Raw genomic sequence first — 26,271 nt, 5'->3', positions numbered from 1 at the left:
CATGCGGATATTCCGGGTGGCATCGGTGCTGGCCATCGCTGTGATGCTTGCCGTTGCCGGCTGTACGACGCAAGTATCTGGCACTGCGCAACGGGATCCCGCTCAGCCCGCGCTTTCGGTGAGCGAAGACGGCTTCGGCATCGTCGCAGGGTTCGAGGACGCACCGACCCAGATCGAGATCTTCACCGAGCCACAGTGTTCGCATTGCGCGGATTTGCAGACCGATTTCGGCGACCAGTTCGCCTATTACATCGGCACCGGCGCGCTGAGAATCACCTACCGGCCGCTGACGTTCCTGGATTCCGGCTCTGGCGGGTACTCGGCGAACGTGAGCAACGCGTTGTTCAACGCCGCCGAGGGCGGCGCGACGGGGACGCAGTTCCAGCGCTTCGTTCAGGAGCTGTACGTCCACCAGCAACGGACCAAGGGTGGGCCCGGCCCCACCGATGACGAGATGGCTGAGATGGCGAAGTCCGCGGGCATGCCCGACGCTGTCGCCGACCGCATCGCCGAGGGTGGGTCGGCGATCGACGTCGCGGAGATGGACGATGCCAACTTCGGGTACCTGTATGACGTCGACATGATGGACACCGGCACCCCAACGGTTTACGACGTGGCGAACGACACGAAGATCGACATCTACGACAACGACTGGCTGACCAAGCTGATGCAGACCTGAGCGGTCTACTGGACCTTCTGCGTCGAAGCGTCAATTCGGGCAAGCCGAGGTTCCCAGACGGCGAGGCCGGCCAGCAGCACCACGGCGATCAACCAGCCAACCACTGCGATCGAGCCCGCCGGGATGATCGCCAGCGACGCGTTGCGATCCCGCACCCGCACCAAATCCGGGTTGTTGGTGTCGTATTCGACATAGATGCGCATGCCCGTCTCCAGCTCGGACGGATACAGCACACCCAGCTCGGGGCGATAGGTCACGCGGTCAGGCGTGACGAACTCGATCGTCGACCGACGCGGTCCCGCGCTGAGCACCTCGGCGGCCGCCACACCCATGTGCCGTTCGATCTGCCGATCATCACGCCAGGCGCCCATCACCATGAGTGCTGATTGCAGCGTCACCAGGGATGCCACGACCACGATTCCGATCCGGATGCGCCGGAACGTGCGCTGCGACCGCGTCTCGTCGGGATCACGGGTCAACCGCGGCACCAGCTTGCGCCACAACGAGATAACCCGCTTCACAGTGCGGCCTTGTTCGCTCGGCTCACAGTGCGGCCTTGATCGACGCATGCAACGCCCGCAGCGACGACCGGTCGGCCTTCACCTCCAGCACCCGCATCCCGTCGAACGGCTCATTCAGCGCATCCACCAGCCCGTCGACTTCGATCTGACGGCACTCGACGTGGTACGCGCGGCACAACGCACCGACGTCCACATCGTGCGGCGTACCGAAGATCCGCGACGAAACGTCAGAGAACCGTGGATCGCCCTGCTCGAGCAGTTCGAAGATGCCGCCGCCGTTGTCGTTGGACACGACGATGGTCAGGTTGCGCGGCACCGGCTCGGTCGGACCGATCAGCAGCCCGGAGCTGTCGTGTACGAACGTCAGGTCGCCGATCAGCGCGATGGTGCGGCGCGCAGTGCTGCCACCCGACTCCCGCTCGTGGGCCAGCGCCGCGCCGATCGTCGTCGACACCGTGCCGTCGATGCCCGCGACGCCCCGGTTGGACCGCACTTTGATGCCCTGGGTGTTCAGGCCGACCAACGCCGCGTCGCGGACCGGGTTGGATGCCCCGAGGACCAGCTGATCGCCGGGACGAACCGCGTCGGCCACCGCGGCCGCGACATGCAGGCCGGTCTTGAGCGGATGTGCCTCCAGCTGCGCGCGCACCGCCTCGACCGCGTGCTGGTTGACCTCGGCGCAGCGCTTCAACCAGGCAGGATCGGGTTGGCCGGTGGTCACCGCGCGGGTGCCTGTGGCAGCCGAGTTCCCCGAGACGTCGGGCCAGCGCGGACCCGTCGTCAGCGCGTACACCGGGACCGACGGATCGGCCAGGAGCGCCGACACCGGCCGATGCAGCGTCGGGCGGCCGAGCATGATGACCTGCCGAGGTCGGACCTGTCTCAGCGCGAACGGATGTAGCGGGTTGGTGGCGGGGGGTGCGGTGGGCTCCGCGACGGTCGGCAGCTCGGCCAGATTGGGATGGACACCGGCGCCATGTCCCGCGATGACGACGGTGTCGGGTGTCAGATCGATGTCGAGCGGCTGATCGAAGGTGACCGCGGGCGTGTAGGTCCACGGCTTGCCACCGGGACGCCCTTCCGGCGCGTAGGGCGTAGCGGGATCGTCGACGCTGGGCACCAGAGGTTCCCGCAACGGGATGTCGAACTGCACCGGCCCAGCGTTGGCCGAGCGAGTTCCGGTGGCGGCCACCAATACTCGGCACGTCGCCGAGCGCCATTGCGCATTGAGGGAATTCAATTCGTCGGGCCTGGCCCCTGTGATTTCGGAGGCGAGGCCGAGGCTGATGGTCTCACGCATCTGGGTGCCGAAATAGCCCAGCTGCTCGAACGTCTGATTCGCGCCGGTGCCGAGCAACTCATACGGGCGGTTGGCGCTCAGCACGATCAGCGGCACCCGCGCGTAGTTGGCCTCCACGACCGCGGGGCCGAGGTTGGCCACCGCGGTGCCCGACGTCATTGCCACGCACACCGGCGCGCGCTCAGCGAGCGCGAGGCCGATGGCCAGGAAGCCTGCGGTGCGTTCGTCGATGCGCACGTGCAGCCGAAGCCGGCCCGCGCGGTCGGCGTCCTGCAGCGCGAATGCCAGCGGAGCGTTTCGCGATCCCGGGCAGAGCACGACATCGCGGACGCCGCCGCGGATCAGTTCGTCGACAACCACGCGGGTCTGCGCAGTCGAGGGGTTCACCACTACAGACTATCGGCGAAGAACTTCAGCACCGCGGCGTTGACTTCCTGCGGTTTCTCAATGAATCCGAGGTGGCCGGTGTCGGCAATCTCCTGGTAGTAGCCGGTTTGGATGGCATTGGCGACCTCGCGGCCCAGGTGTGGTGGCAGCACGATGTCGTCGGCGAACCCGATGACGAGCGTCGGCGTCGTAATACTTTTGTAAGCGGGGAGGCGATCGGCCGTCGGCCCGGCGTCAATCTGGCAGCGCAAGCCCGACGACGGCTTGGTGGGCCACATCGTGAACATCTCGGCCCAGTCACGCACGAAGTTGTCATTGTTCAGCGTTTTGGGTGAAAAGCTTTCCACCAGACGGATTTTCGCGTCATAAGAGGCGGGCAGTTCGATACCGGCGTCGTAGAGTTCCCGTTCGGCCCCGCGGAAGAATTCGCGGGCGTGATCCTGCCTGCCGCGGGTGGCCATCAGCACCGACGCACGAACCAGCTCCGGTCGCGCCAGCATCAGCTCCTGGGCGATGTACGCGCCCATCGATACCCCGACGATGCGCGCGGGCCCGGCGTCGAGCTTCTCGATCAGTTCGGCGGTGTCGGCGACCATCTCCGCAGTCCCGAAGCCGTCTTCATTCTCGGTGGCACCGATCCCACGGTTGTCGAAGGTGATGCAGCGGTAACCGGCGCGCTGGAACTCCGGCACCTGATGCAGGTGCCACATGCGGCCCGCACCGCCCCTGCCTGCGATGAACAGCACCGGATCGCCTTTGCCGCGGTCGTCGTACGCCAAATCCACGCCGAAGACGCTACTTGCTCACTCGACCTCGGTGAACGCCACCACCGGGATGCGGCGTCCGCCGGTGGTCTTCTGGTACCCCGCGTAGTTCGGCATGAACTGGACGGCCAGCCCGAACAACCGGTCACGTTCGGCGTCGAGCATCTCCTCGCCGACGAAAGTGCCCTGGTAGCCGCGGGACGTAAGCGTGACTCGGGGATGCGCCTTGACGTTGTGATACCAGGCGGGATGACGAACGCCACCGTAGTTCGAGGCGATGACGATCACGCGGCCGCCGTCGGTGAAGTACGTCAGCGGCGTACTGCGCTGCTGACCGGACTTCGCGCCGGTGTGGGTGAGCAGCACCTCCGGCATGACCATCGACATCGACACGTGGCCCTTGGTCGCCTTGATCAGGGCGCGATCGATACGCCAGCCGTATCGGCGCAGGAACGTCTGCGCCGGACCGGTCGCCATGAAGCGGGCTCCCGCCCTGACGGCGCGTGACGGCGGATCGGGCGGTACCTCGGGAATTCCCACGCCCCGACCGTACTTCAGCTGCGGATTCGGCGCGCTGACGCACCCTCACGGTTGATCAGCGCGCCGAATTCGCAAGTTTGCGCACGCGGTCGATCGCAGCTCCCCACAGCAGCTGCACCGTCGGCGCCAGCTGATGCCCCTTGATGGTCTCCACGCTCAACGCGGCGGTGGCGGCCGCCTTGGTCGCCGCCGAGGCCTTCGACATATGGCCGGAGTCGTAGGGCGGCTGCGGGTCGTACTCGATCACCAGCTGCACGGCCTTGGCCTTGGCGTCGCCGCAGATCTGGCCGAACAGCCAAAGCCCGAGATCGATACCGGCCGAGACGCCGGCCGCGGTCACGATCTTGCCTTCGCGGACGATCCGCTCGTCGTCGACGGCCTCGACGCCGAACGGCTTCAGCATCGGCAGCACCAGCCAGTGCGACGTGGCGCGGCGGCCGTCGAGGATGCCCGCGGCGGCGAGGATCACCGAGCCTGAGCACACCGACGTCGTCCAGGTGGACGTCTCGTGGGCCTTGCGCACCCAGTCGAGCACCTTCTCATCGCGGGCGTGCTCGAAGGTGGCCATCCCTCCTGGCACCAAAATGATGTCAGGATTGGGAGTCTCGTCGAACGAATGTGTGGCGCCGACGAGCAGCACACCGGAGTCCGCGGCGATCGGACCGGGTTCGTGCCATACGAATCGCACCTCGGCATCGGGCAGATTGCGCAGCACTTCGTAGGGGCCGATGAAGTCCAGTGCGGTGAATCCGGGGTACACCATGATCGCGATCTGCTGGGACATTTCGAGCCATCTCCTTTATTAGGCGAACGTCTTGCGGTACTGATCGGGCGAGATGCCCAGTCGACGAACGAAATTGCGGCGTAGCGTCTCGGCGCTACCGAAGCCGCAGCGGGCTGCGATGACTGTCACGGTGTCATCGGTCTCCTCGAGTTGCCGGCGGGCAGCCTCGGTGCGGATCCGCTCGACGTAGGCTCCCGGCGCCTCCCCGACTTCGTCGGTGAACACCCGAGTGAAGTGCCGCGGACTCATCGAGGCGCGGCGAGCGAGGTCGGGAATACTGTGCGCACCACCGGGTTCGGCCTCGATGGCGTTCTGCACGTCGCGGATCGGGGCCCTCTTGGCGCGCGGCATCCACACCGGGGCGGCGAACTGCGTCTGACCACCGGGCCGTCGCAGGTACATCACCATCCAGCGCGCGACCGTCTGCGCGACGTCGGTGCCGTAGTCGTCCTCGACGAGCGACAGTGTCAGGTCGATGCCCGCCGTGACGCCCGCTGCCGTCCAGACCTGCTCGGAGCTGCGCACGAAGATCGGTTCGGGATCGACGGTCACGGCGGGGAATTCGCGCGCCATCTGTGCGGCGAACGCCCAGTGCGTGGTTGCGACGCAGCCGTCGACCAGACCGGCTTGCGCGGCGATGAACGCACCCGTGCACACGCTGACGACGCGGCGCGACTGCTCGGCGGCGATCCGGATCCATCCGATGGTGTCGGGGTCCCGCCGCGCATCGTCCACGCCCATACCGCCGGGCAGGACGAGCGTGTCGATCGGTGCACGCGGATCGGGGAAGGGCTGGGCGACCAGAGCGAGTCCGGTGTGGGTGGCGGCGGGTTCCCCGGTGCGGGTGACCACGCTGACCGTGTAGCCCTCGTCCGCACGGCCCTGACCGGCCAGCGCGATGGTCGCGCCGGTGAACACGTCGAACGGGCCGACCAGGTCGAGAGCCTGGACGCCCGGAAATCCGAGGATCACCACCGACCGCACGCATTCAGTGTTGGCGAGCGATGCCGTGGCGTCTAGGCCCGGGCCCCCACAGATTAGGACATCAGCGGTTGGCAGGCCTTGATCCGGTCGATCCACCACCGGCGGCGCTCGGGCGACGCGGTCAGCGCGGCCAGCCGTGCCGGATCCGGCCGCACGGCTGCGACCGGCAGAAACCCGTCGACGGGTACGACCGGCTCGGCAATGTCGTCGACGAAAAGACCACCCGTACCCAGGCCACAGGCATACCGCAGGTCGGGCAGCGCCGCGGCCGCAAGCAGTCCGCGCCCGATGCCCACCGCCGAGTCGAGCGCGCTGGACACCACGATCGGGATGTCGATCTGATCGGCGATCTCGAGCATTCGGGTGACGCCGCCCAGCGGCGCGACCTTGAGGACCGCGATGTCGGCGGCCCCGGACCGCACGACATGCAGCGGGTCGTCGGCCTTGCGGATGCTTTCATCGGCGGCGATCGGCACGGCGACCCGGCGCCGCAGCGCGGCCAGTTCGGACACCGTCGCGCAGGGCTGCTCGAGGTACTCGAGTGGCCCGTCGGCGGTCAATGCGACGGCCGCGGCGGCGGCCTCGTCGACGCTCCAGCCGCCATTGGCGTCGACGCGCACCGTCGGCACCAGCGCCCGAACGGCGTTGACGCGCGCCACGTCGTCGGCGAGGGACTGACCGGGCTCGGCCACTTTGACCTTCGCGGTGCGCGCGCCGGGAAACCGGGCGAGCACCTCGGGCACCTGCTCGGTCGCGACGGCAGGGACGGTGGCGTTGATGGGAATGCGATCGCGGTGAACGTCGGGCGGTGCCTGGTAGGCGGCCTCGATGGCCGACGCGAGCCAGTGCGCCGCCTCGGGCGGCGCGTATTCTGCGAACGCCCCGAACTCACCCCAGCCCAGCGGCCCCTCGATGAGCGCAACCTCCCGAACGGTGATGCCGCGGAACCGAACTCGCATCGGAAGCGAGACGACATGCAGCCGGTCCAGGAGGTCGTCGAGCTGCGGCACGGTCTCCATACTGCACCGCGGCCCTACAGTGGTGACATGCCCGTCCCCGACAAGCCGCAGCCCGGCCAGGAGTCGGTGTGGGATTACCCGCGGCCGCCGCGGTTGGAGGAGTTCCGCGGTTCGGTCACCGTCGAACTCGGTGGCGTCGTGATCGCATCGACGACGGCGGCGTGGCGCGTCCTCGAGACCAGCCATCCACCGACGTACTACCTGCCTGCCAGCAGTTTCATCGATGGCAGTCTGCGCGCGACGGCCGGCTCCTCATGGTGCGAGTGGAAGGGGCAAGCGAGCTATTTCGATCTCGTCAGCCCGCAGCGGATCGCGTCAAGAGCGGCGTGGACCTATGTTTCGCCGACCGGAGGATTCGCCGCGATCGCCGGCGCTCTCGCCGTGATGCCCGCACTGGTGGACCGCTGCACCGTCGACGGGGAAGAGGTGATTCCGCAGCCAGGGGGCTTTTACGGCGGGTGGATCACGAGTCGGGTCGCGGGCCCCTTCAAAGGAGTGCCTGGCTCGACGGGCTGGTGACCTCATTGGTCATCGACCGGTCACTTTTGGCCGAGGTTTAGATCGCCACGACCTGGATATAGTTAAGAAACTTAACGAAGTCACGAGGAGCAGATCTTGAAGGCAGGAACGATCGCAGGAACCGCGTTGGCGACCGCGGCGACAGCTGTCATCGGCGGCCTGGCGAGCCGCCCGGCGCAGTCGGCGTGGTACGAGAAGTTGAAGAAGCCGCCCTATCAGCCTCCGCGCCAGGCGTTTCCGATTGTGTGGCCGGTGTTGTACGCGAATATCGCGGTCACCTCCGCCGCCACGCTGGATGAACTCGAACAACGCGGCCAGCAGCAACAGCGTCGCGCGTACATCGCCGCGCTGGTGTCGAACCTGGTGCTCAACGGCAGTTGGTCCTGGCTGTTCTTCAACCAGCGACGGCTCGGCACGTCCGCGATCGCCGCGGCCGCTCTCACAGCCAGCAGCGTGGACCTCACCAGACGCTCGATGGCCGTGCAGGGTGCCAAGGCCGCTCCCCTGGCCGCCTATCCCGCATGGTGCGCGTTCGCCACGGCGCTCTCGACCCATATCTGGGCTCTGAACAGGCGGCGCTGATGCGGCTGATCGACATACCGGGCCAAGCCGTCGAATCGGTTCTCTCGATCGTCGGCGTGCGGATCGGGACCGAAGAGCCTCACCATCTGGCCAGCAAGTTGACCGACCGGGTGGAGTTGCGCCGCTACGGCCCGCGGATCGCCGCCGAAACGACGGTGACCGCCGACGACGAGCGGGCCAGAAGCATCGGATTTCGGCGCTTGGCCGGCTATATCTTCGGGGCCAATCACCGCGACGAGCAGATCGCGATGACCGCGCCGGTCAGCCAGCAGCGCGGAGACGCGATTGCCATGACCGCTCCGGTCGCCCAGTCCAGAAACGCTGCCGGCGAGTCGGTGATCCGGTTTTTCATGCCGTCGAAGTGGACGATGGACACCCTTCCCGAGCCCGACGACGAGAAGGTCCGACTCGTGCCAGTCCCCGGCGAGACGGTCGCCGTGCTCCGATTCAGCGGCGACCGGAGTCCGCAAGCAGTTGCCGACCGTACCGACGAGCTGCGGAGAACCCTGGGCGACAACGACATCCAGGCGGTCGGCGAGCCGGTTGCGTGGTTCTATGACCCGCCGTGGACGTTGCCGTTCCGGCGGCGCAACGAGATCGCGATCCCGGTTATGCCTTAGGAGTACTGCTTGCGCAGATCCTTCTTGAGGATCTTCCCGGTCGGGTTCCGCGGCAACTCGTCGTGGACATCGACGGACTTCGGGCACTTGTAGGCGGCCAACCGCTCTCTGGCGAAGGCGATCAGTTCGGCCTCGGTGACCTCACCGTCAAGCTGGACAACGGCTTTGACGACCTCGCCCCACTTATCGTCGGGTATCCCGATGATCGCGACATCGACGACCGCGGGATGCTCGGCCAGGACCCGCTCCACTTCGATCGAGTAGATGTTCTCGCCGCCGGAGATGATCATGTCCTTGAGCCGGTCCTCGACGAAGATGTAGCCGCCGTCGTCGACGCGGCCGATGTCACCGGTGCGGAACCAGCCGTCCTCGGTGATCGACTCCTCCGTCGCCTCCGCCTTGTTGTGATAGCCCTTCATCAACTGTGGTGAGCGGAACCATAATTCGCCCTGCTCACCTTCCGGCACGTCCTCGAGGGTGTCGGGATCGACCACCCGCACCTCCGCGCTGGGCACCAGCGTCCCCGCACTCGAGAGCCGCTCCTCCTTGCCCGGGTCGCGGTGCGCCTCGGGAAGCAGGTGGCTGATGACGCCGCACAGTTCGGTCAGCCCGTACGCCTGCATGAAATCGGTGTTCGGCCAGGCTTCCAGCGCCCGACGCAGCAACGGAAGCGGCATCGGCGAAGCGCCGTAGGCGAACGTCTTCAGCGATCCGAACAGCTTGACGGCATCCTCACCGGAGTCGAGCACCTTGGCCAGCACCGCGGGCACCAGGAATGTCCGGTTGGCGCCCTTGAAGATCGCGCCGGCCAGTGAAGCGCCGTCGACCTCGCGGGTCATCACGCTGGGGAAGCCGTCGTGAATTCCGAACTGCACGTAGGACGAACCGCCGACATGGAACAGCGGCATCGACACCATGTTCTTGTCGCCCTCGTCGAACTCGAACCCCTCGTGCGCATTCACCGTGTGCGCGATGATGTTCGCCTGCGTCAGCTGCACACCCTTCGGCTTGCCCGTTGTGCCTGACGAATACATGATGATCGCGACGTCGTCGGGTTCGACATCGTCCGCTCGGCCCGTTGCGGTGGCCGCCGCCAGCATCGCCTCGTATTCGTCGCCGTCACCGCCCTCCGGCGTCACCTCGATGACGTGCTCGACATGGGTGAGCTTGTCGCGAATCTTGTCGATGTTCTCCCGCAGGTCCTTGCCGACGATCAGGAGCTTGGCGCCGGAATCGTTGAGCACGTAGTCGAGCTCGTCGGCAGCCAGCCGGAAGTTGATGATCGCGTTGGCCGCACCCAGTGACGCGGCGGCCAGCGTCAGCTCCACGCAGGCGGGGTGGTTCTTGTCCAGGAACGCCACCACGTCGCCGCGCTTGACGCCACGCTCCTGCAGCGCACCCGCCAGCCGGCGAACGCGGTCATTCCACTGCGCCCACGTCCAAGATCGGTCGAGATAATCGAACGCCTCGGCGTCGGGCTTTGTCTCGGCCCAGTGGGCCGTGCGTTCGTCGAGGAATCGGGGTTCGGCCAGGGCTGCAGACATGTCCATGAGCGTGCCATGACAACCACGGTTGTCAATCAAAGTTCGCCATATACCTGCCGTCCCGCCAAAAACGTCCCCAGGACCTCGAGGTCGGCGATCGTCTCGGGCGGCACGGAACGCGGATCGGCCGACAGCACCACCAGGTCGGCGTACTTGCCGACTTCCAGCGAACCGACGACATCGTCGGAGTGCAGTTGCCAGGCCGCGTCGATGGTCTGGGCGCGGATCGCCTGATCGACCGTGATCCGCTGCTCGGGACCGATCACCCGGCCGCTCGGCGCGGTGCGGGTGACGGCCACGCTGATGTTGCGCAGCGGCTCCTCGGGTGTGACGGGCGGGTCATTGTGCAGCGAGATGCGCATACCCGTCGCCATCGCCGAACCGCATGGCATCCAACGGTTTCCGCGCTCGGGGCCGAAGAGGTCGTCGACGACGACGTCACCCCAGTAATGAATCTGGTCGACGAACAGACTGCAGGTCACGCCGAGATCGTGGGCGCGTTGCAGTTGGTCGTCGCGGATCGCGCCGACGTGTTCGAGCCGCAGCCGATGGTCGTCGCGAGGGTGGGAGCGCAGGGCCTCCTCGTAGACGTCGAGGATGGTGTCGGCACCCGCATCACCCTGGACGTGGCACGCCATCTGCCAGCCCTTCGGGAAGTAGGCGCCGACGATCTCGGTCAGCTGTTCGCGGGTGTAGTTCGCGCAGCCGCACGATCCTTTCGGGATGCCGATGCTGCGGGTCGCCTCGGTGTCGAGATACGGGAACGTCAGGTCGATGTTGCCGATCCACGGGGACCCGTCGACCCAGATTTTGATCCCCGCTTGCCGGAACATGTCGTCGCCGTTGTCGGGCACCTGGTCGGTGGCCATCGCGGCGGTGGACATCTCGTAGACGCGCAGCCGAACCGTCAGTTCGTCGCGCATCTGCTCGACCATTGATCGGAACATCGGGTCGAACGCCATCTCCGAACACGTCGTCAGCCCGGCGCGGTTCAGCCGGCCGAGTTCGGCGTGCAGCATCGCGGGGTAATCGCTGGGCTGGATCGCCCCTGCGAGCAATGGGAATACCGCCTGGATCTCCTCGGCTGTCCCGTTGAGGTCGCCGTTCCCGTCCCGCCCGTATTTGGCCCCCTTTGGGTCAGGGGTGTCGCGGGTGAGGCCGACGCGCGCCGCGGCCGCGGAGTTGAAGTAGGCCTTGTGGCCGGAGTTGTGGACGATGACCAGTGCGGTTTCGGAGGCGACGCCGTCGAGCCAGGCGAGCGTCGGGTCGGGCAGGCCGTGCTGCAACAGCGCGTCCCAGCCGTTGAGGTAGGCGCCGTCGGCGCCCCGCCTGGCGACCTCGGCTTTGATCGCCGCAACGACGTCGTCGGCATTCGGCAGTGTCACCGGGCGGATGTCGACCATCCGGTCCGACAGCACGATGGCCTCCATCAGCGGATGCCCGTGCGCCTCGACGAGACCCGGCATCACGCAGCTGCCCCCGAGATCCACTGTTCGCGTTTCCGGGCCGATCCACGCGTTGACCTCGCCCCGCGTCCCGACCGCCACGATGCGGCCGTCCGCCACGGCGATCGCCTCGGCGGTCGGCTGCGCTTCGTTGACGGTGAGGACAGTTCCGGTGAGCACGAGATCCGCTGTGGACATCGGCCCAGTATGGCCGCGCAGGGTCGGGCCGGAGCGGACTTCGGCAGCGAAAAGGTCAGGCCCCGCCGAACTCGGGCCGCAGCACCGGCGCCAACGCCGCGAGCGGGATGTGGGCCTGCACGGTGCCGCCGTCCATCGCCCACTGCATGCGGCCGACCGTGTAATCCAATGGGGTGTCGTGACCGACCGGATAGTCGGGCATGTAGAGAATCAACTCACCGGGCGTCAGCGCCCATGCCCGGTAGCCACCGGAGTACACCTTGTCCGCGGTCCAGCGGTCCGGGGTGAACGGATAGGTGCCAGGCTGGTGCGGCGGCGGCGCGGAATCGAGGGCCGCGACAATGAACGGCGCACCTAAACGCGGGATCTCGGCACCGTGGTCGACTCCCGGTTTGAACAGGTCGGCCAGCTTCAACTGTCGCCCGCCCGCGAAGGTGAAAGTGCGGTAGGCGTCGCTGATGATGGGCGCGTTCGGGTGTGCGAGGGCGTCGGTACCGACGGTGCCCGAGTACATCTCGTGGAAAACGACCGTCATCGCGTCCCCGTGCTGGAAGATCTGGAATTGCTGCTCGCCGAAGCTGTCTTGGGCCATCTTCTGCGCCGCGTTGCGCCAGTTGTTCATCAGGTTGGTCAGGTACTCCCGGATCGTGGGGTTGCCCACCAGATCGCCGGGCAACGCCATCTTGATGGTGCGAACCGCCTTGCGCTCCGACTCCACCGACGTGCTGCAGAACTGCCCGTCCCACTGACCGCCCAGCTCACTACAAAAGCCCGGCGCTGATGCCGACGCGGCGGGTGCGGTGGCGACCACAGCCGCAGCCGCCAGAGCTATCACGCTACCCAGATTCAGGCGGCGCAGAATCACGGTAGCTCGACTTTACTTGCGCGCCAATGCCCGTCGACGTTCTCCATCGTCATCTTTATCCTGCTGCGGTCGACTCGAGGATCGGGCACGCTGGTGTTCGACACGGACTGGTCGACGAACAGCAGCACCACGACCGTGTCCTTGGACGCGGACTGCACGGCCGAATCCACGACGACACCGTGCGCCGACGCCTTGTTGTCGATGAGCAGTTGCCTCAGCTGCATGCTCGACTGCGAGTACATGTCCTTGAACTCGCCGGTGGAGCCGTCGAGGACCTGAGCGAAGTTCTCGTCGACCTTGTTCGCGTCGATGCTCGTCAGCACCTGCGCGTACGCGACCGCGGCTTGCTGGGCTTGCTCACCGGCCAGGTCGACCTGGCGCTCCTGCCACAATTGCCATCCAAGAAATCCCGAACCTGCAAGTGCGGCAATGAAGATCGAGATTGCCGAGCCGATGAGCACACGCGGCCATCGCCGACCCCTGGGCTGTTCGTCGGCGGTCTCGTCGGCGGTCTCCTCGACATCCACTTCTGCAGCGTCGGGCTTTTCGTCTGTATCGGGGTCGTGCTTCTTCTCGGTGGTCACTGTCATCTACTTCTCCTCACAGGTAGTGCGAGTCAGCGCGGTGGCTCGATGGGCAGAGTGGGGCCGCCATAGGGCGTGGGAATCGTGAAGCGGCCCTTGGGTGTCGGATCGGTCTGGCGACCGAGGTCGGCGCCCGGTGGCGGCCCGGCAGTGTCGTCGTCGGCGGGGCGCGGCGCATTCTTCGCTCCGCGAACCAGCACACCCGGGTGATCGTCGCGGCAGTAGGTGTACATGAACGGCTCGGGAAAGTCGGCCGAAGACGGTGGCAGACGCGGCGTTCCGTAGTCACAGAAGTACTGCGGGTAGGGGTCTGCAGTCGCCCACAGTCCGTTGTCGTGCAAGGTGCTGCCGATCGCGTCCAGTACCGACGTGCGATAGGTCGGAAACAGCGCGTTCAGCGCGGGAACACGAAGGTAGAGCAGTCGCGATGTGGTGGTCAGGTTCCCGAGCAACTGCACCATGGTGTCGGAGTTGTCGATGAACAACGCATCGACGTCCGACAGGGCGCCCGGCGCCTCATTGGTGAGTCTGCGATAGCCATCCCGCATCTTGGTTATCCCCGCAAAGCTTTCGCTGAGATTGTCTGCGGCGACGTCGATTCCGGCGTTCTTGTCGGCGACGAGGGTGAACGTCGTGCGGCTGTTACGCAGGACGCTGGTGGTTTCCGGAAGTACCGAGTCGAGGGTGGACAGCAGGAACGTGCCGCCGCTGACGATGTCGGCGAGCTTGCGGGGCCCGTCCTTGCTCAGGCTCAGTTCGCGTTTGATGAGCTCGATCTTGGCCGTGTCGACCTGGGCCAGCATGCCGTCGGCATTGGCGAGCAGCTCCGCCAGGCTGACCGGGACGGTGGCCCTGCCCTGGGTGACGACGGCGCCGTCACCCAGATAAGGCCCGTCATTGGACTGCGCTACGAAGTCGATGTACTGCTCACCTGCGGGCGAAAGTCCCGATACGCGTACGTCGCTGGACTCCGGGATGTGCACCGTAGAGATGACGTTGACAACGGCATTGACGCCTGACGGTGTGATATCGAGCCGATCCACCCGCCCTACCCGCACACCACGCAGCGTGACGTCCTGATTCGGGAGCAGCCCCGCCGACTCCGGCAGTTCGATGGTCACCCGGTAGGTCGACGCCAGCGGATTCACCTGCAGGGCCCCGAGAGACAGGTATCCGGCGGCCACGACCAGCGTGAGGATCAGCGCACCCGCGGACAGCCACGCCTTCCGGCGATGGCAGGCACGCACGACAGCGACGATGCGATTGGCGGTCGCGGCGATCATGGCGTCCTCGGCGGGACTACCGGGACGGCGGCTGGCGGCGGCTGCACACCGGGCGGCGGCGGCAGGACCGGCGGCAGCACACCGGGTGGCGGCGGCGGCGCGATCATCACCTCTCCCGGGACGTCCGGGTTGGGGATCACCGGTACCTGCGGGACGCCGGGCCCCTTGCCGACGATCCGTTCCTGCAACCGGTAAAGCGTGTACTGAACCGTTCCGACAAGCTGATGCCAGTTGTACCGCTTCGGGCCGTGCAACCCAGGGTCACCGGCGAACCCGATGTCGGGGATGGATCCCAGAACCAGTCGGTCGATGCTGCCATTGACCGCCAGCGCAGTACTGGTGGTCGACTTCACGAACGGTGGCATCAGCCGGTTCAGCGAATACAGCGTGGCGTCGGGGGTCAGCACCACGTCGTTCCACGACCGCGCGACTTCGTTGGCATCGGCGATCACGCTTCGGCCGCTGCTGTCGGTGCCTGCGATCGACGGGAACTTGCGCAGCTGATCGGAGACGGCACCGACCTGCACGACGAGGTCGGCTATCTCAGTCGTATGGACGGCCAGGGTGTCGGTGGCGGGGCGGGCCTCCGCCAGGACATCGCTGACCGCCTGGTTCTTGGCCTCGATGACATCGACAAGTCGCGACGTTTCGGTCATCGCGGTGGCGATCTGTTCCGACCGCGCATTGAGCGTTCCGAAGGTGCGGTTCGTCTTACGGATGAGGGCGCCGAAGGCCTGGCCCTGATCCCCGGTCGCCTTGCCGAGGCCGTTGACGATGTTGGTGAAGTTTCGCACCGCGCCGCCGTTGACCAATATCGAGGCCGAACTGAGCACCGACTCGACCGTGGCGGCCGCCGTCGTCGCTTCCAGATCGATGGTGTCGCCGTCCTTCAGCAGCGGCGCATCAGGTTCGGCAGGACTCGGCGGCTTGAGCGCGACGAACACGTCGCCGAGCGGAGTCGCCGACCGTAGCTCGGCGGTGCTGCCCTTCGGCAGCCGCACCCCGTCCATGATCCGCAACGTGGTCACCGCGGTGTAGTTACGGGCCACCATCGATTCAAGTTGGCCGACGTCGGCACCGGCAAGCTTGACCTTTGCGTTGGCAGGCAGGTTGAGCGTGTTGGAGAACACGGCAGTCAGCGTGTAACCGCCGGTGCCGACGCCGGGGGCGGGTAGCGGCAGGCTCGCCAAACCTTCTGAAGCACAACTGGATACGGTCAGGCATACAGCTGCGGCCAGCGCGGCCACTCTGCGGCCGGCCATCATTTCTGTCCCATCGCGGCGAGGCCGTCAAGCATGTAGGTCAGCCCGTAGTCCGGCCCAAAGTCCTGCAATGTGCCTGTGCTGCAGCCGAGCTGGCGCAGACCCATCATGTTGCAGACTTCCTTCATCGTCTGAGAGTCGAAGAGCACACGGTCGGTGAGCACCTTGGCCCGGATGGAACCGTTGCGCTGATCGATGATGTTGTAGATGTTGTCCAGCGTCATCGGCGCCAGATCGAGGAACTCCGCGAGATCGCGCTGGTGTTCCACGGTCGTGCCCGACACTGTGTTGGCGTTGTCGACGATGCCCTTGATGTTGTCGCGGTTGGCCTCGAGAACCTCGCCCGTCTGGACGAGCACCTCGTTCAACTTCTTACCGGTGGTTCCACTTCCCAGATCCTCGTCGGCGATGACCTGGCTGAGTACATTGACGTTCGATCCGAACTCGCGAAGCGTCGCATCGTTGGCGGCGGCGGCGTCGAGCAGAGAACTGACGTTGCGGATGATGGTCGTCAACTGGTCGCGGGTCACCTCACCGCCGTCTGCGCTGAGCCGCAGGGCTGCCGACAACTCACCGAGGGAATCCTTCATCTGCTGACCATTGCCATCGGCGATGGCGGCGCTGGCGTTGACGAGGTCGGCGACCGGGCCGTTGCCGTGACCGTCACCGCGCAGCGAAACCGACAGCTTGTCGAGAACGTCGAGCACACGGGCGAACTCGACCGGAGTCTTGGTTCGGTTAAGCCCGATGGTGTCGCCATTGCTCAGCGTCGGACCGCCCCGGTAGGGCGGCGTCAACTCGATCTGGCGATCGGTGAGGATCGAGTTCGAGATGGTCACCGCCTGCGCGTCCGCGGGTACCTGTACGTCCTTGTCCACGGTGAACTCGACTTCGACGTATCCACCCTTGGGTGTGATCTTGGTGACCTCACCGACCGGCATGCCGAGCACCGCGACGGTGTTGTTCTCGTAAAGTCCTGCGGCGTTGTCGAACTGGGCGGTGAGCTTGACGGTACCCAGTTGCTCCTTCGTCACGTTCCATAGAACCGCGGCGCTCACCACCGCCACGACGAGCAGGACGGCACCGATTGCGAGCACTTTGGTTCTCATTTGCAGTCCTGGAAGTACGGAATCATGTTGAACTGCTCGGCGCGCTCGCTGATGGCACACATCCAGGAGTCGACGAGCAAGCCATTGGGTGCATTGAATCCGACCGCGTTGCCGGTACCGGTGGCGTTGGTCAGATTGCGCAGTGCGACAGGACCGGACTGCAAGGTGCTGCGCAGTAAGTCATCGTGCTGTCCGAGCATGCCCGACAGTTCACGGACGTTACGCAACAACTCCTCGAGTTGCGGTCGGTCGTCGATGACGATTCCACTGAGCGTTTCGACGAGGTTGGTGAGGGCGGCCATCATCGCGTGAAAGGTCGCACGCCTGGCCACGAACTCGCCGACGAGCGAATTGCCTTGCCTGACCAGAGTTCCGATGGTGGATTGCTGACGGCGCAACGTATTCGTCACCGTCTCGGTGGTTTTCAGCAGCGAACCCAACTGGTCGCGTCGTTGGGCGATGATCTCCGCCAGCGTCTTGGTATTGGCCAACGCCTGTGGAATGACCGGCGGGAGCGTTTGCAATTGCTTACCGAGCACGCCGAGCGTTTCAGCGAACTGGTCCGAATCAACCTGCTCGTAGGTCGTGGTGACGTCGGACAACGCCTCCTGCAGATCGTATGGAACCTCCGTGTGCCCGAGGTCAAAGGTGTTGTTGGGCACCGACCCCTCCCCTGCCGGCTCCAACGACAGGTAGCGGGAGCCGAGGATGGTGGTGACCTTGATCGACGCGCTGGATTGCGCACCAAGAGGGATGTCGTCGCGGACCTTGAGCCCAGCTTCGACGTGGTCGCCAGCCAGCTCCATGCTGGTTACTTCACCGACGGGGATGCCCGCGATCGTGATCGGATTGCCCACCTTCAGCGCCGCTGCCTGCAGGAACTGCGCGGTGTAGTGGCGATAGCCGACATCGGCCACCTTGATCAGCAGCATCGCCCCGATCACCACCGTCACGACCGCGACGGCGATGACGCCGAGCCAGGTCTTGTTGCGATCCTCCAGCGGTATTCGCCGCCGCTTCGGTGATTGATCAGCCATTGGCCATATTCCTGCACTTCGGCGAGTATTGCGTCCCTGGCCCCGGTGAAGCGGCATCGACAATGATCGGAATCACGTCGTTGAGCCCGGGGAAGAAGCCTTGGATGTTGAGGTCGCAGGCGTAGGCGTTGGCGTAGGGGCCGTCGCTGGTGATGCGTGCGAATCCCTTGAGCAGCAGTGGCAGATTCGCACCGGTGAACGCCAGCTGCGGCTCGAGGCCGACCATGTGGGAAGCGAATCCCGGCTCTCGGGTGACGAGCTCGTTCAGCGACGGATAGACCTCATCGGAGATTGTCGACAGCTGCCGCACCACTTTCGCGATTGCCCCCGTGGACGCCACCAGCTCGGGGCGCCGGGCGTCGAAATCCGATACGACCGTTTGGGTTTCGGTGAGTACGTGGTCGAGATCTTCGTTGTGCCTGGCCAGATTCGACACCACAGTGTTCAGATCGGTGATGACAGCACCGAGTTCCTCGTCGCGGCCGGCGAATGCTTCCGTCAGCTGCGAGATCTGGTCGACGAGGGCGGTGATCGACCCGGCGTCGCCCTGCAGCGATTGCAGGACGCCCTTGGTGAGGTTGTCGGCGTCCCGGGGGTTGAGCAGGCTGAACAGGGGTTCGTAGCCGTTGAGGAGGGTACCGACGTCGAAGGAGGGGTCGGTTCTCTCCACCGGGATGACACTGTCCGGCGGCAGCGGTCCCGGTTGCCCGAGGTTGCCCAGTGACAAGCCGAGATAGCGCTGGCCGACGATATTCTGGTAGGTCACCGACGCGACGGTGGTGCCCAGCACCTGCTGTTCGGCTTGTACGACGAACGAGACCTTCGCCAGAGTTCCCTGCAATTCGATGCTTTCGACGCGACCGACGCGAACGCCCGCCATCCTCACGTCGTCACCCTCGCGCAGGCCGAACACATCGGTGAACACCGCCGCGTAGGGCACCGTCCTGCCCGCGACGTCACGGCGCAGCGTGACATAGACCAGCCATGTCAACACGGTCGCCACGACCATGAAGAGCGCCAGCCCGATGAACGCCCCGCGGTATCTCATCCTGCCTCCTGCACAGCGGACACCGTCGTCCCGCGAGCGAGCGGACCGAGCAGCAATTGGGTGGCGCTCGTCACCGGTTGGCCTGTGAGCAGAGCGAACTGGGCCCGCTCCTGTGGGCTGCCGACCGGCCCGACGTTGCCGCCGTAAGACGCTGGCGCGGCCTGCGCCGGTAGCGCCGGCGGTGCTTGCCCCGCGCTTCTCGTGTTCGGCGCCGTCGGATCTTGCCATGGTTTCGGGGCCACCGGCGCCGGTGGTGACAGCGGCACCGGCGGCGGTGGGGTTGGTATCAGCGCCGGATTGGCAGTTCCCGGCACCGGTGGGGCGGGCGGCATCCACGACGGCAGTGGCGGATTGGGATCGGCCAGGCTCGGATTCGCGTTGATCAACGGCGGGCCGACGGCCACCAGGTTCCCGTTCTCACCCAGGACCGTGCCGGGCGGTGGTGCGAGATCCGGTGGTGGCTGGTAGTTCTGCGGTATCAGGACATCGGGCAGTTCGGGTCGGGTCGGAACCAGTGGCGCGGTGAAACAGCTCGGCCCCTTGAGCTCTCCGTACTGCGGGCAATCCGCGCGGCTGTAGGTGTAGGTGGGTGTGAACGACAGGTTGATCCGCATGTTGCCGATATCGCGATCGGGCATCCATACATGCTCGAAGAACCTGTCGGCCACCGTGTTGAGCTTCACGAACGCCGGGACGAAGTTGTGCGACGTCTGCGCAAGCACGCCGATCACCGGCGTCAGCTCCCCGGTGATCTTGACCATCCGGTCGGCGTGGTTGTTCAACGCGGTGTAGGTAGTGCCCGTGGTGTGTACGCCACCGGAGATGAGCGCGTCGAGCTGCGCGCTCTGCTCGACGAGGGTCTGCATCGGCTCCACCGCCTGATGCAACGCGTCGACAAGCTCTGGTGCCGCCGACTGCAGACCGCGCGTCGCATCGATGAGCGCGGAGACCGTCGTCTCATCGGGTTCGGTGGCTACGATCGAGTCGAGCTGATCGATCAATCTGTTCAATTGCGCACCGGAAGCCAGCAATTCGGTCCGCTTGCCCTCCGTCGCGGCGTTCACCGCCGCGAGGATGCCCACCGTCTTGTCTTCACGGCCCCGCCCTGTCGCGGCCAGCATGTCACGCAGCTTGCTGATGGTGGTCTGGAACAACACCGTCGGCAGCTCGACGTCCTCCGGGATGTGGGCACCCGCACGGATGGCGGGACCCGACCCTTGGTCCACGAGCTGAACCGAGGACACCGCGAAGACATTGCTCGGCACCACACGTGCGGTTACATCGGCCGGAATCGACTGTGCATATTGGGGATTGAGGTCGATATGAACGAAGTTCGGATTGCCGTCGGCAGCCGGAGTGACACTGTCCACCATCCCGACGAGCACACCGTGATACTTGACGTCGGACCGTTGCGGCAGGCCGTCACCGACGTTGACGAGGTCGGCCACCACCCGGACATACGGATCGAGCCGACCCGTCGACTTGACCAACAACGTCGCGGTGACCAGCGCTACGACCACGAGGACGGCCACACCGCAGCCCAGCAGCTGGCGGGTGGACGGTCCGCGCCCGTCCGGGTCAAGGGAATTGGACATCCTCAACCCCCGAACCGCGCGCCGGCATCGACGGACCACAGCGCCATCGTCAGCAGCATGTTGACCATGATCACGACGGTGATGCTCGCCCTCATCGCATGTCCGGCAGCCACTCCCACGCCTTCCGGACCGCCGGATGCGTAGAAGCCGTAGTAGCACTGCACGGTCGAGGCGATCCAGACGAAGATGATGGTCTTGATCAATGAGTAGATGATGTCCTGACCGGACAGCATCAGCGAGAAGTAATGCAGGTACGAGCCCGTCGAGCCTCCGCTGATGACATAGACGACGACCTGTGTCGTCAGGTAGCTCACGGCGAGGCATGCGACATACAGCGGGACGACAGCCACCACCGACGCCATCAGACGCGTGGTCACCAGGTAGGGAATGGGCCTGATCGCCAACGAATCGAGCGCGTCGATCTCTTCGGCGATGCGCATCGATCCGAGCTGGGCGGTGAACCGGCAACCGGCCTGGGTGGCGAAGGCCAACGACGCCGCGATCGGCGCGAGCTCGCGAGTGTTGACCAGAGACGAGATGATTCCCGTCGCGGGCCCAAGGCCCAAGAGGTCGAGGAAGTTGTACCCCTCGATTCCGACCAGGGCGCCGACGGTGATGCCGAGTACGACCGCCACCCCTGCGGTGCCGCCGCCGACCACCAAAGATCCATTGCCCCAGGAGATATCGGAGAGCAGTCGGACGAACTCGCTGCGGTAGTGACGCAATGCCACCGGTATCCCCGTCAGCGCCCTGACAAAGAACACCAGCATGTGTCCGAGCCGAATGATCGGCACGATGAATCTCCGGTAGGCCCGGACGGCGGGAACGAAAACCTTGGGTCGGTAAGGGGCGACTGCCATATCTACAGACCCACCCGCGGGAACATCATGATGTAGAGCTGGCTGATGACGACGTTGACGACCATCAGGACCAGAATCGATTCGACGACCGCCGCGTTCACCGAGTTCGCGACGCCGGTCGGACCACCGACGGTGGACATCCCCTTCTGACACGACACCACGGCGACGATCGCGCCGAAGATCACCGCCTTCACCAACGCGACGATCAGATCCCCGGTGGTCGCGAACGAGGCGAAGGTGGCGACGAAGCTTCCCGGTGCGCCGTTCTGGAAGTAGACGTTGAACAGGTAACTCGCCAAGAAGCCGACAAAACAGACGACACCGGTGAGTGCGACGCCGACCATGATGGCTGCGGCGAAGCGCGGCACCACTAGGCGCCGGATCACCGAGACCCCCATGACCTCCATCGCGTCGGTCTCTTCACGCATCTTGCGCGAGCCGAGATCCGCGGTGATCGCCGATCCGACGGCGGCGGCCATCAGGATCGCGGCCGTCAGCGACGCGGCCTGCCGGATGACCGCGAGGCCGCTGGCGGCGCCGGCCAGCGACGTGGCGCCCACCTGGCCGGCCAACAATGCGAATTGAATCGACAGGGTGACGCCGATCGGCAGGGCCACGAGGACCGTCGGGAGCACCGCGGTGCCCGCCATGAACGCGCCTTGGCGGACGAACTCCTGCCATTGAAAGCGACCCGTGAAGAGGTCGACGAACAAGTACTGGATGGTGCGAATGGCGAGGACGAACTGGTCGCCGACCGTCGCCAGCGAAGCCAACGGGTGGCGGCGAACGTATCCGGCGCTCCACTCTTGAATGGCTTCGAGGCCGTCATCGGTGTCGCCGGCTTTCGCCCGGCCGGCAGGCGGAGCGGTCAACGGCCTCGAACCCCTTGCGGCAAGGCGATCAGCCGCCGAGTCGCATTGGTCTGCGCCGAATCAACCTCAACCCCCAGATCCGAAACCGACCCGGCGATCCGGGTCGGCGCGTTCGGTAGCGCAACCTCGCTACCGCTCGACACGCTATGGCTGGCTACCCACCAACGTCAAGAAGTTTCGGAATAGTCATTAACATAATTGACATGCCGCGAACAACAATTGGGCGTCGATTTCGCTCTATTGCGAGTTCAGCGACTCTTTTTCGATCCGCAAATGACATCCATCCGAGACAACAATACTTTTAGGTACGGTCATGCACTTTCACTTCAAGCATGGTGGAGCAGCCACGGTCACATGCTGACACGAGCGGTCGCTCGCGTTCAATTCGCGTTCCGTCAGAAGCACTCTTCTGGCGGAGCCGGCCATGGTCGCAGATAGCTCAGTGCCATGACGGTGAGCTCGTCGATGAACTCGTCGCGGCCGATGGATGGCTGATCCAGGATGTACCGCACGCACAGGTGCTCGACCATTCGCACCAGCATCCATGCCGCCGTGTCATGCGAGCCGACAGGCCGAATCTGTTTCTGATTGATCGTCAGATAGGCCTTGGTGAGGTCGCCGATGCGGTGCTCGAACGCAATGAGCTTGCTACTCGTACCGAGGCGCGGCGTCTGCTCCATCACCGCTCGCAGAAACTCCGGGTGCACGTCGAGGGCGTCAAGAAGCGCGGCGATCGACTCGCGCACATAGTCCGGCGCCGGCCGGCTCAGTCGTTCGGACACCCGGGCCGCGACGCGAGCGGAGAGCTCGTCGCTGTACCGGTCGATCACCGCTGCCGCGATCGCGTCCTTGTTCGGGAAGTACTGATACAACGAGCCGGGACTGATACCCGCGGCAGCGGCGATCCGATTGGTGGAGGCGCCGTCATAACCGTGGGTGATCAGCATCTGCTGGCCGGCGTCGAGGATGCGATCGACCATCATGCGGGAACGCTCCTGGCGCGGCGTCCTTCGCAGCGCAGGATCTACCTTCGCCATCAGAAGGCGAATTGAATGCGAGTCATTACTCGTGTCAGCATGCGATCATGGTCGCACAACCGGCGCTGGCGTCGCATCCCCGTCGTTTCATGGCGGCGCCGCAGCGCAACCGCCGCGTGGGGCGTCCGCTACGACTGCTCACCAAGACGATGCGTCCCGATCCCGAGTTGGTCGAGCTGATCGGTCAACGGCTGATGCAGCGCGATGAGGTTGGCGCAGCCCTCGTCCGCGCCATGCGCATCGGCGACGCCGAGGACCCCGAGCGCGTCACCATGGGCCAGTTCAAGACCGCGCTCGAATGCGGGGCCGACGCCGTACCGGACTGTCCGCGCGCACTGCGCGAGTTCTTCGCCGAGGTCGAGCGGATCCCGCACTGGGTGGACATGCAACTGATCAATGAAGGTGCCGCGGCCTACCGGCGCCTCGGCAGCAATGCCGCCGACGTGATGCTGCAGCTATCGCTGATCGGCGGCTACCGATTCGGTGGGCCTGCCGACCTGCTGGTCGAAACCGGCGGGCTGACCGGCCGCACGACCGTGCGGCGCCTGGCCGAGACCCAGAAATGGGCAGTGTCGGTATCCCAGCCCGACGCCATGCAACGACAGGGAGAGGGATTCAAGCTCACCGTCCACGTCCGATTGATGCATGCGTTGGTGAACCATCAATTCGAGACGAACGGCCGCTGGGAGATCGACGAGTGGGGCCTTCCGATCAATCAGACCGACCAGGCCTCCACCCTGGGGCTCTTCAACGGCGCCCTGCTGCTGGGGGTGCGGCTTCTCGGCGTTCGGGTCAGCAAGTCCGAATCAAAAGCCATCATGCACCTGTGGAAGTACGTCGGCTGGTTGATGGGTGTCGACGAAGACTGGTTGTGCGACAACGAAGCTCAACAACACCGGCTCAACTACCACTTCCTCATCACCCAATCCACCGTGAGCGCGGCCGGACCGCCGCTCGCGCAGGCGATTGTCGACGCGCAGCGGTTTCTGCACTATCCCAACATGTCTCGGATACGCGGTGCCTACCAACGTGCGCGGTTGCTGAGCATGCTCAGTTACTTCTTGCGCGGCGAAGGCATGCGCGACCTCGAACTGCCCCGTTCGATCCCCTGGGCGGTGCTCCCGGCGCTCGCCAAGAACAGCGTTCGCTACCAGGTTCTTTCACGTACCCGCTTCGGGCGGGCATATTTATTGCGCTGGGGCGACCGGTCGAGCGAGAAGCTGCTGACAAAATACTTCGGAGCACAGAAGCATGACGTCGGACAACTCGCCGTCTGACCGGCCGCGGATCGACCTGGGGCCGGAGTCGTTGCTTTGGCGGTGGGCGGGCGATATGCGCATCGCTTTCGAAGGCGGCACCGCGGGTCTGCTGCAGACCATGCATCCGGCAGTCGGACAGGGGCTCATCGATCACTCAGACTTCTTCGACGACCCGGTGGACCGCGTGTTTCGTTCATTGCCGGGAATCTTGGGAACGATCTACAACGGCGAGCATGCAGACGCCACCGGAGTGCGTGTTCGCGACTTTCATCGGAATATCAAGGGCGAATTGCCCGGCGGCGACCGTTACCACGCGCTGCAACCGGAGACCTTCTGGTGGGCGCACGCCACCTTTCAGCGCATGGTCGACCGCCTCGCCATGTACTGGGATCGTCACCATCTGACCGACGAGCAGACCGAGCAGCTGTATGCCGAGGGCTGCGAGTGGTACCGCCGTTACGGGATGACGGGCAGTGTCGTACCGCCGGATCGGGCGGCTTTCGAGAGCGAGGTCGAACGCTACTGCCGCGATGTTCTCGTTCCGAACCCCGCCTCGAGCTATCTGATCGAATTCATCAATCGGCGATCGATTCCCGATATGAGCGCGTCGCCCGACTACCCGACGCATCCGCGGCTGCGGCCACTGACCAATGCGTTGCTTCCCACCCTTCCGGTGCGGACGGCGCTGGCACCGCCGATGAGATTGGTGATCTTCGGTGGGCTGCCGGCATTCGTCCGCGACCGATTCGGCATTCCATGGAGCCGGCGAGACGATCGGCGATATCGAGCCATCCGCGCCAGCATCCGGTCGGGCTGGACCTACGTCCCGGCGTCACTCAAGTGGTACCCCGCCGCGCGCAAGGGCTGGGTACGCGAAACGGGCCACGTTCCCGCTCGGTTCTGAGGCGTCGGCGCAATTCACGCGGGGTTCGGAAAATTCGATGAAAAAACTTCTCGGGCAGTGTCGATTTATGTGGGTTGCCATTCGACGTGTCAACGAGGGCACGATAGACGGGCCCCTTCCCCACTAGAAGGAGACAACAATGTCGCGCTACATGCTGATCATGCGGTCCAGCGCCGAGGCCGAGGCGGCCATGGCGGAAGCCAACATCGATTTCGACCAGATCATCGAGGAGATGGGCCGCTTCAACGAGGAGCTCATCAAGGCCGGTGTGCTGCTCGCCGGTGAGGGACTGACGGGGCCCGAGGAGGGCTTCGTCGTCGATTTCAACTCCGACCCGCCCGTGGTCACCGACGGCCCGTACACCGAGGCCAAGGAACTGTTCAACGGGTTCTGGATCCTCGACGTGTCCTCGAAGGAGGAAGCCAAGCAGTGGGCTCAGAAGATCCCGCTCGGCAAGGGCGTCAAGGTCGAGGTGCGCCGGGTGTCGGAGACCGAGGAGTTCCCGCAGGACAACCCGTGGGTCCAGAAGGAGATCCAGTGGAAGGCCGAGCTGGCCGAGAAGATCGCGGCCCAGGCCCGCGCGGACGCCGACAAGTTCGCACGTCGCTGAGCCGGCTCGGCCTGCTACGAAGCGGCGCTGCTTTCGCAGTCAAGCAGCGCTGCTTCGCAG

At 65.3% G+C, this 26,271-nt stretch carries 27 protein-coding genes; 7 read left to right on the top strand and 20 right to left on the bottom strand.

Going from position 1 to position 26,271, the window contains the following annotated elements; translation table 11 throughout:
* The first annotated feature begins 1 nt into the window (after position 1).
* Entirely contained in the window at positions 2–679 is a 678-nt protein-coding gene (locus CSQ99_RS15210; protein WP_176561036.1) for a DsbA family protein, read from the top strand.
* Between the two features lie 5 nt (positions 680–684).
* Here the strand turns inward: CSQ99_RS15210 and CSQ99_RS15205 are convergent, their stop codons facing one another.
* From CSQ99_RS15205 to CSQ99_RS15175, 7 genes are all read right to left on the bottom strand, one after another.
* Entirely contained in the window at positions 685–1,248 is a 564-nt protein-coding gene (locus CSQ99_RS15205; RefSeq protein WP_099039876.1) for a DUF3592 domain-containing protein, read from the bottom strand.
* Entirely contained in the window at positions 1,223–2,887 is a 1,665-nt protein-coding gene (gene menD, locus CSQ99_RS15200) for a 2-succinyl-5-enolpyruvyl-6-hydroxy-3-cyclohexene-1-carboxylic-acid synthase (RefSeq protein WP_099039943.1), read from the bottom strand. The genes CSQ99_RS15205 and menD overlap by 26 nt, the downstream gene beginning before the upstream one ends.
* Positions 2,888–2,889: 2 nt before the next feature.
* A complete protein-coding gene (locus CSQ99_RS15195) occupies positions 2,890–3,672 on the bottom strand; it encodes an alpha/beta fold hydrolase (protein WP_099039875.1) in 783 nt (260 codons plus the stop codon).
* Positions 3,673–3,690: 18 nt separating this feature from the next.
* Positions 3,691–4,191: a nitroreductase family deazaflavin-dependent oxidoreductase gene (locus CSQ99_RS15190; protein WP_099039874.1), complete on the bottom strand. Its 501-nt coding sequence runs from the start codon at positions 4,189–4,191 to the stop codon at positions 3,691–3,693.
* 55 nt (positions 4,192–4,246) lie between these two features.
* Positions 4,247–4,975, bottom strand: coding sequence for a DJ-1/PfpI family protein (locus CSQ99_RS15185; RefSeq protein ID WP_099039873.1), 729 nt, complete (start codon positions 4,973–4,975; stop codon positions 4,247–4,249).
* An 18-nt stretch (positions 4,976–4,993) separates the two neighbouring features.
* On the bottom strand, positions 4,994–5,950 hold the full coding sequence (locus CSQ99_RS15180; RefSeq protein WP_099039942.1) for a GlxA family transcriptional regulator: 957 nt from the start codon (positions 5,948–5,950) through the stop codon (positions 4,994–4,996).
* 62 nt (positions 5,951–6,012) lie between these two features.
* Positions 6,013–6,978 carry an o-succinylbenzoate synthase gene (locus CSQ99_RS15175; RefSeq protein ID WP_099039872.1) on the bottom strand — a complete coding sequence of 322 codons (966 nt, stop codon included), beginning with the start codon at positions 6,976–6,978 and terminating at the stop codon, positions 6,013–6,015.
* Between the two features lie 27 nt (positions 6,979–7,005).
* Between CSQ99_RS15175 and CSQ99_RS15170 the strand changes: the two genes are divergently transcribed.
* The 3 genes from CSQ99_RS15170 (at position 7,006) to CSQ99_RS15160 (ending at position 8,699) form a co-directional block, all read left to right on the top strand.
* Entirely contained in the window at positions 7,006–7,497 is a 492-nt protein-coding gene (locus CSQ99_RS15170) for a DUF427 domain-containing protein (RefSeq protein WP_099039871.1), read from the top strand.
* Positions 7,498–7,593: 96 nt separating this feature from the next.
* On the top strand, positions 7,594–8,079 hold the full coding sequence (locus tag CSQ99_RS15165) for a TspO/MBR family protein (protein WP_099039870.1): 486 nt from the start codon (positions 7,594–7,596) through the stop codon (positions 8,077–8,079).
* Positions 8,079–8,699 carry an SOUL family heme-binding protein gene (locus tag CSQ99_RS15160; protein WP_099039869.1) on the top strand — a complete coding sequence of 207 codons (621 nt, stop codon included), beginning with the start codon at positions 8,079–8,081 and terminating at the stop codon, positions 8,697–8,699. Before CSQ99_RS15165 ends, CSQ99_RS15160 begins: the two co-directional genes overlap by 1 nt.
* Here CSQ99_RS15160 and CSQ99_RS15155 read toward each other — a convergent pair.
* From CSQ99_RS15155 to CSQ99_RS15095, 13 genes are all read right to left on the bottom strand, one after another.
* Complete coding sequence (locus CSQ99_RS15155) at positions 8,696–10,249, bottom strand: long-chain-fatty-acid--CoA ligase (RefSeq protein ID WP_099039868.1); 1,554 nt, start codon at positions 10,247–10,249, stop codon at positions 8,696–8,698. The two genes, CSQ99_RS15160 and CSQ99_RS15155, sit on opposite strands and share 4 nt — an antisense overlap.
* A gap of 29 nt (positions 10,250–10,278) precedes the next feature.
* Positions 10,279–11,886: an amidohydrolase gene (locus CSQ99_RS15150; protein WP_099039867.1), complete on the bottom strand. Its 1,608-nt coding sequence runs from the start codon at positions 11,884–11,886 to the stop codon at positions 10,279–10,281.
* 55 nt (positions 11,887–11,941) lie between these two features.
* Positions 11,942–12,751 carry a mannan-binding protein gene (locus CSQ99_RS15145; protein ID WP_425437826.1) on the bottom strand — a complete coding sequence of 270 codons (810 nt, stop codon included), beginning with the start codon at positions 12,749–12,751 and terminating at the stop codon, positions 11,942–11,944.
* Positions 12,748–13,341: a hypothetical protein gene (locus CSQ99_RS15140; RefSeq protein ID WP_099039866.1), complete on the bottom strand. Its 594-nt coding sequence runs from the start codon at positions 13,339–13,341 to the stop codon at positions 12,748–12,750. The genes CSQ99_RS15145 and CSQ99_RS15140 overlap by 4 nt, the downstream gene beginning before the upstream one ends.
* Positions 13,342–13,367: 26 nt before the next feature.
* Positions 13,368–14,618 carry an MlaD family protein gene (locus tag CSQ99_RS15135; protein WP_099039865.1) on the bottom strand — a complete coding sequence of 417 codons (1,251 nt, stop codon included), beginning with the start codon at positions 14,616–14,618 and terminating at the stop codon, positions 13,368–13,370.
* Positions 14,615–15,880 (bottom strand): MlaD family protein, encoded by a 1,266-nt coding sequence (locus tag CSQ99_RS15130; protein ID WP_425437825.1) that lies wholly within the window; start codon positions 15,878–15,880, stop codon positions 14,615–14,617. Before CSQ99_RS15130 ends, CSQ99_RS15135 begins: the two co-directional genes overlap by 4 nt.
* Complete coding sequence (locus tag CSQ99_RS15125) at positions 15,880–16,989, bottom strand: MCE family protein (protein WP_099039863.1); 1,110 nt, start codon at positions 16,987–16,989, stop codon at positions 15,880–15,882. Before CSQ99_RS15125 ends, CSQ99_RS15130 begins: the two co-directional genes overlap by 1 nt.
* Complete coding sequence (locus CSQ99_RS15120; RefSeq protein WP_099039862.1) at positions 16,986–18,026, bottom strand: MCE family protein; 1,041 nt, start codon at positions 18,024–18,026, stop codon at positions 16,986–16,988. Before CSQ99_RS15120 ends, CSQ99_RS15125 begins: the two co-directional genes overlap by 4 nt.
* Positions 18,019–19,074: an MlaD family protein gene (locus tag CSQ99_RS15115; RefSeq protein WP_099039861.1), complete on the bottom strand. Its 1,056-nt coding sequence runs from the start codon at positions 19,072–19,074 to the stop codon at positions 18,019–18,021. The genes CSQ99_RS15120 and CSQ99_RS15115 overlap by 8 nt, the downstream gene beginning before the upstream one ends.
* Positions 19,071–20,669, bottom strand: coding sequence for an MlaD family protein (locus CSQ99_RS15110; RefSeq protein WP_099039860.1), 1,599 nt, complete (start codon positions 20,667–20,669; stop codon positions 19,071–19,073). Before CSQ99_RS15110 ends, CSQ99_RS15115 begins: the two co-directional genes overlap by 4 nt.
* A gap of 2 nt (positions 20,670–20,671) precedes the next feature.
* Positions 20,672–21,529, bottom strand: coding sequence for an MlaE family ABC transporter permease (locus CSQ99_RS15105; protein WP_099039859.1), 858 nt, complete (start codon positions 21,527–21,529; stop codon positions 20,672–20,674).
* A 2-nt stretch (positions 21,530–21,531) separates the two neighbouring features.
* Complete coding sequence (locus tag CSQ99_RS15100) at positions 21,532–22,401, bottom strand: MlaE family ABC transporter permease (protein ID WP_099039858.1); 870 nt, start codon at positions 22,399–22,401, stop codon at positions 21,532–21,534.
* 395 nt (positions 22,402–22,796) lie between these two features.
* Complete coding sequence (locus CSQ99_RS15095; protein ID WP_342746704.1) at positions 22,797–23,384, bottom strand: TetR/AcrR family transcriptional regulator; 588 nt, start codon at positions 23,382–23,384, stop codon at positions 22,797–22,799.
* 101 nt (positions 23,385–23,485) lie between these two features.
* Here CSQ99_RS15095 and CSQ99_RS15090 point away from each other — a divergent pair, with 101 nt between their 5' ends.
* From CSQ99_RS15090 to CSQ99_RS15080, 3 genes are all read left to right on the top strand, one after another.
* Entirely contained in the window at positions 23,486–24,715 is a 1,230-nt protein-coding gene (locus tag CSQ99_RS15090; RefSeq protein ID WP_099039857.1) for an oxygenase MpaB family protein, read from the top strand.
* The gene (locus tag CSQ99_RS15085) at positions 24,690–25,601 is read left to right on the top strand and encodes an oxygenase MpaB family protein (RefSeq protein WP_099039856.1); all 912 of its coding nucleotides are present in this window, start codon (positions 24,690–24,692) and stop codon (positions 25,599–25,601) included. The genes CSQ99_RS15090 and CSQ99_RS15085 overlap by 26 nt, the downstream gene beginning before the upstream one ends.
* A 139-nt stretch (positions 25,602–25,740) precedes the next feature.
* The gene (locus CSQ99_RS15080) at positions 25,741–26,211 is read left to right on the top strand and encodes a YciI family protein (RefSeq protein ID WP_099039855.1); all 471 of its coding nucleotides are present in this window, start codon (positions 25,741–25,743) and stop codon (positions 26,209–26,211) included.
* Positions 26,212–26,271 lie beyond the last annotated feature (60 nt).

The sequence above is a fragment of the Mycobacterium neglectum genome, from assembly GCF_002591975.1.
GTDB classification, from domain to species: Bacteria; Actinomycetota; Actinomycetes; order Mycobacteriales; family Mycobacteriaceae; genus Mycobacterium; species Mycobacterium neglectum.
Note: the sequence above shows the minus strand (reverse complement) of the source record. Positions and strands in the feature narration are given on the sequence as shown.

Bases quoted from the DNA above. Each gene is read 5' to 3' on its own strand.
- CSQ99_RS15185 (WP_099039873.1), bottom strand. From the start codon at position 4,975: ATGTCCCAGCAGATCGCGATCATGGTGTACCCCGGATTCACCGCACTG.
- CSQ99_RS15175 (WP_099039872.1), bottom strand. From the start codon at position 6,978: ATGGAGACCGTGCCGCAGCTCGACGACCTCCTGGACCGGCTGCATGTC.
- CSQ99_RS15115 (WP_099039861.1), bottom strand. From the start codon at position 19,074: ATGAGATACCGCGGGGCGTTCATCGGGCTGGCGCTCTTCATGGTCGTG.
- CSQ99_RS15155 (WP_099039868.1), bottom strand. From the start codon at position 10,249: ATGGACATGTCTGCAGCCCTGGCCGAACCCCGATTCCTCGACGAACGC.
- CSQ99_RS15095 (WP_342746704.1), bottom strand. From the start codon at position 23,384: ATGATGGTCGATCGCATCCTCGACGCCGGCCAGCAGATGCTGATCACC.
- CSQ99_RS15150 (WP_099039867.1), bottom strand. From the start codon at position 11,886: ATGTCCACAGCGGATCTCGTGCTCACCGGAACTGTCCTCACCGTCAAC.
- CSQ99_RS15205 (WP_099039876.1), bottom strand. From the start codon at position 1,248: ATGCGTCGATCAAGGCCGCACTGTGAGCCGAGCGAACAAGGCCGCACT.
- CSQ99_RS15170 (WP_099039871.1), top strand. From the start codon at position 7,006: ATGCCCGTCCCCGACAAGCCGCAGCCCGGCCAGGAGTCGGTGTGGGAT.
- CSQ99_RS15130 (WP_425437825.1), bottom strand. From the start codon at position 15,880: ATGGCCGGCCGCAGAGTGGCCGCGCTGGCCGCAGCTGTATGCCTGACC.
- CSQ99_RS15110 (WP_099039860.1), bottom strand. From the start codon at position 20,669: ATGTCCAATTCCCTTGACCCGGACGGGCGCGGACCGTCCACCCGCCAG.
- CSQ99_RS15210 (WP_176561036.1), top strand. From the start codon at position 2: ATGCGGATATTCCGGGTGGCATCGGTGCTGGCCATCGCTGTGATGCTT.
- CSQ99_RS15140 (WP_099039866.1), bottom strand. From the start codon at position 13,341: ATGACAGTGACCACCGAGAAGAAGCACGACCCCGATACAGACGAAAAG.
- CSQ99_RS15160 (WP_099039869.1), top strand. From the start codon at position 8,079: ATGCGGCTGATCGACATACCGGGCCAAGCCGTCGAATCGGTTCTCTCG.
- CSQ99_RS15090 (WP_099039857.1), top strand. From the start codon at position 23,486: ATGGTCGCACAACCGGCGCTGGCGTCGCATCCCCGTCGTTTCATGGCG.
- CSQ99_RS15135 (WP_099039865.1), bottom strand. From the start codon at position 14,618: ATGATCGCCGCGACCGCCAATCGCATCGTCGCTGTCGTGCGTGCCTGC.
- CSQ99_RS15105 (WP_099039859.1), bottom strand. From the start codon at position 21,529: ATGGCAGTCGCCCCTTACCGACCCAAGGTTTTCGTTCCCGCCGTCCGG.
- CSQ99_RS15085 (WP_099039856.1), top strand. From the start codon at position 24,690: ATGACGTCGGACAACTCGCCGTCTGACCGGCCGCGGATCGACCTGGGG.
- CSQ99_RS15120 (WP_099039862.1), bottom strand. From the start codon at position 18,026: ATGGCTGATCAATCACCGAAGCGGCGGCGAATACCGCTGGAGGATCGC.
- CSQ99_RS15125 (WP_099039863.1), bottom strand. From the start codon at position 16,989: ATGAGAACCAAAGTGCTCGCAATCGGTGCCGTCCTGCTCGTCGTGGCG.
- CSQ99_RS15080 (WP_099039855.1), top strand. From the start codon at position 25,741: ATGTCGCGCTACATGCTGATCATGCGGTCCAGCGCCGAGGCCGAGGCG.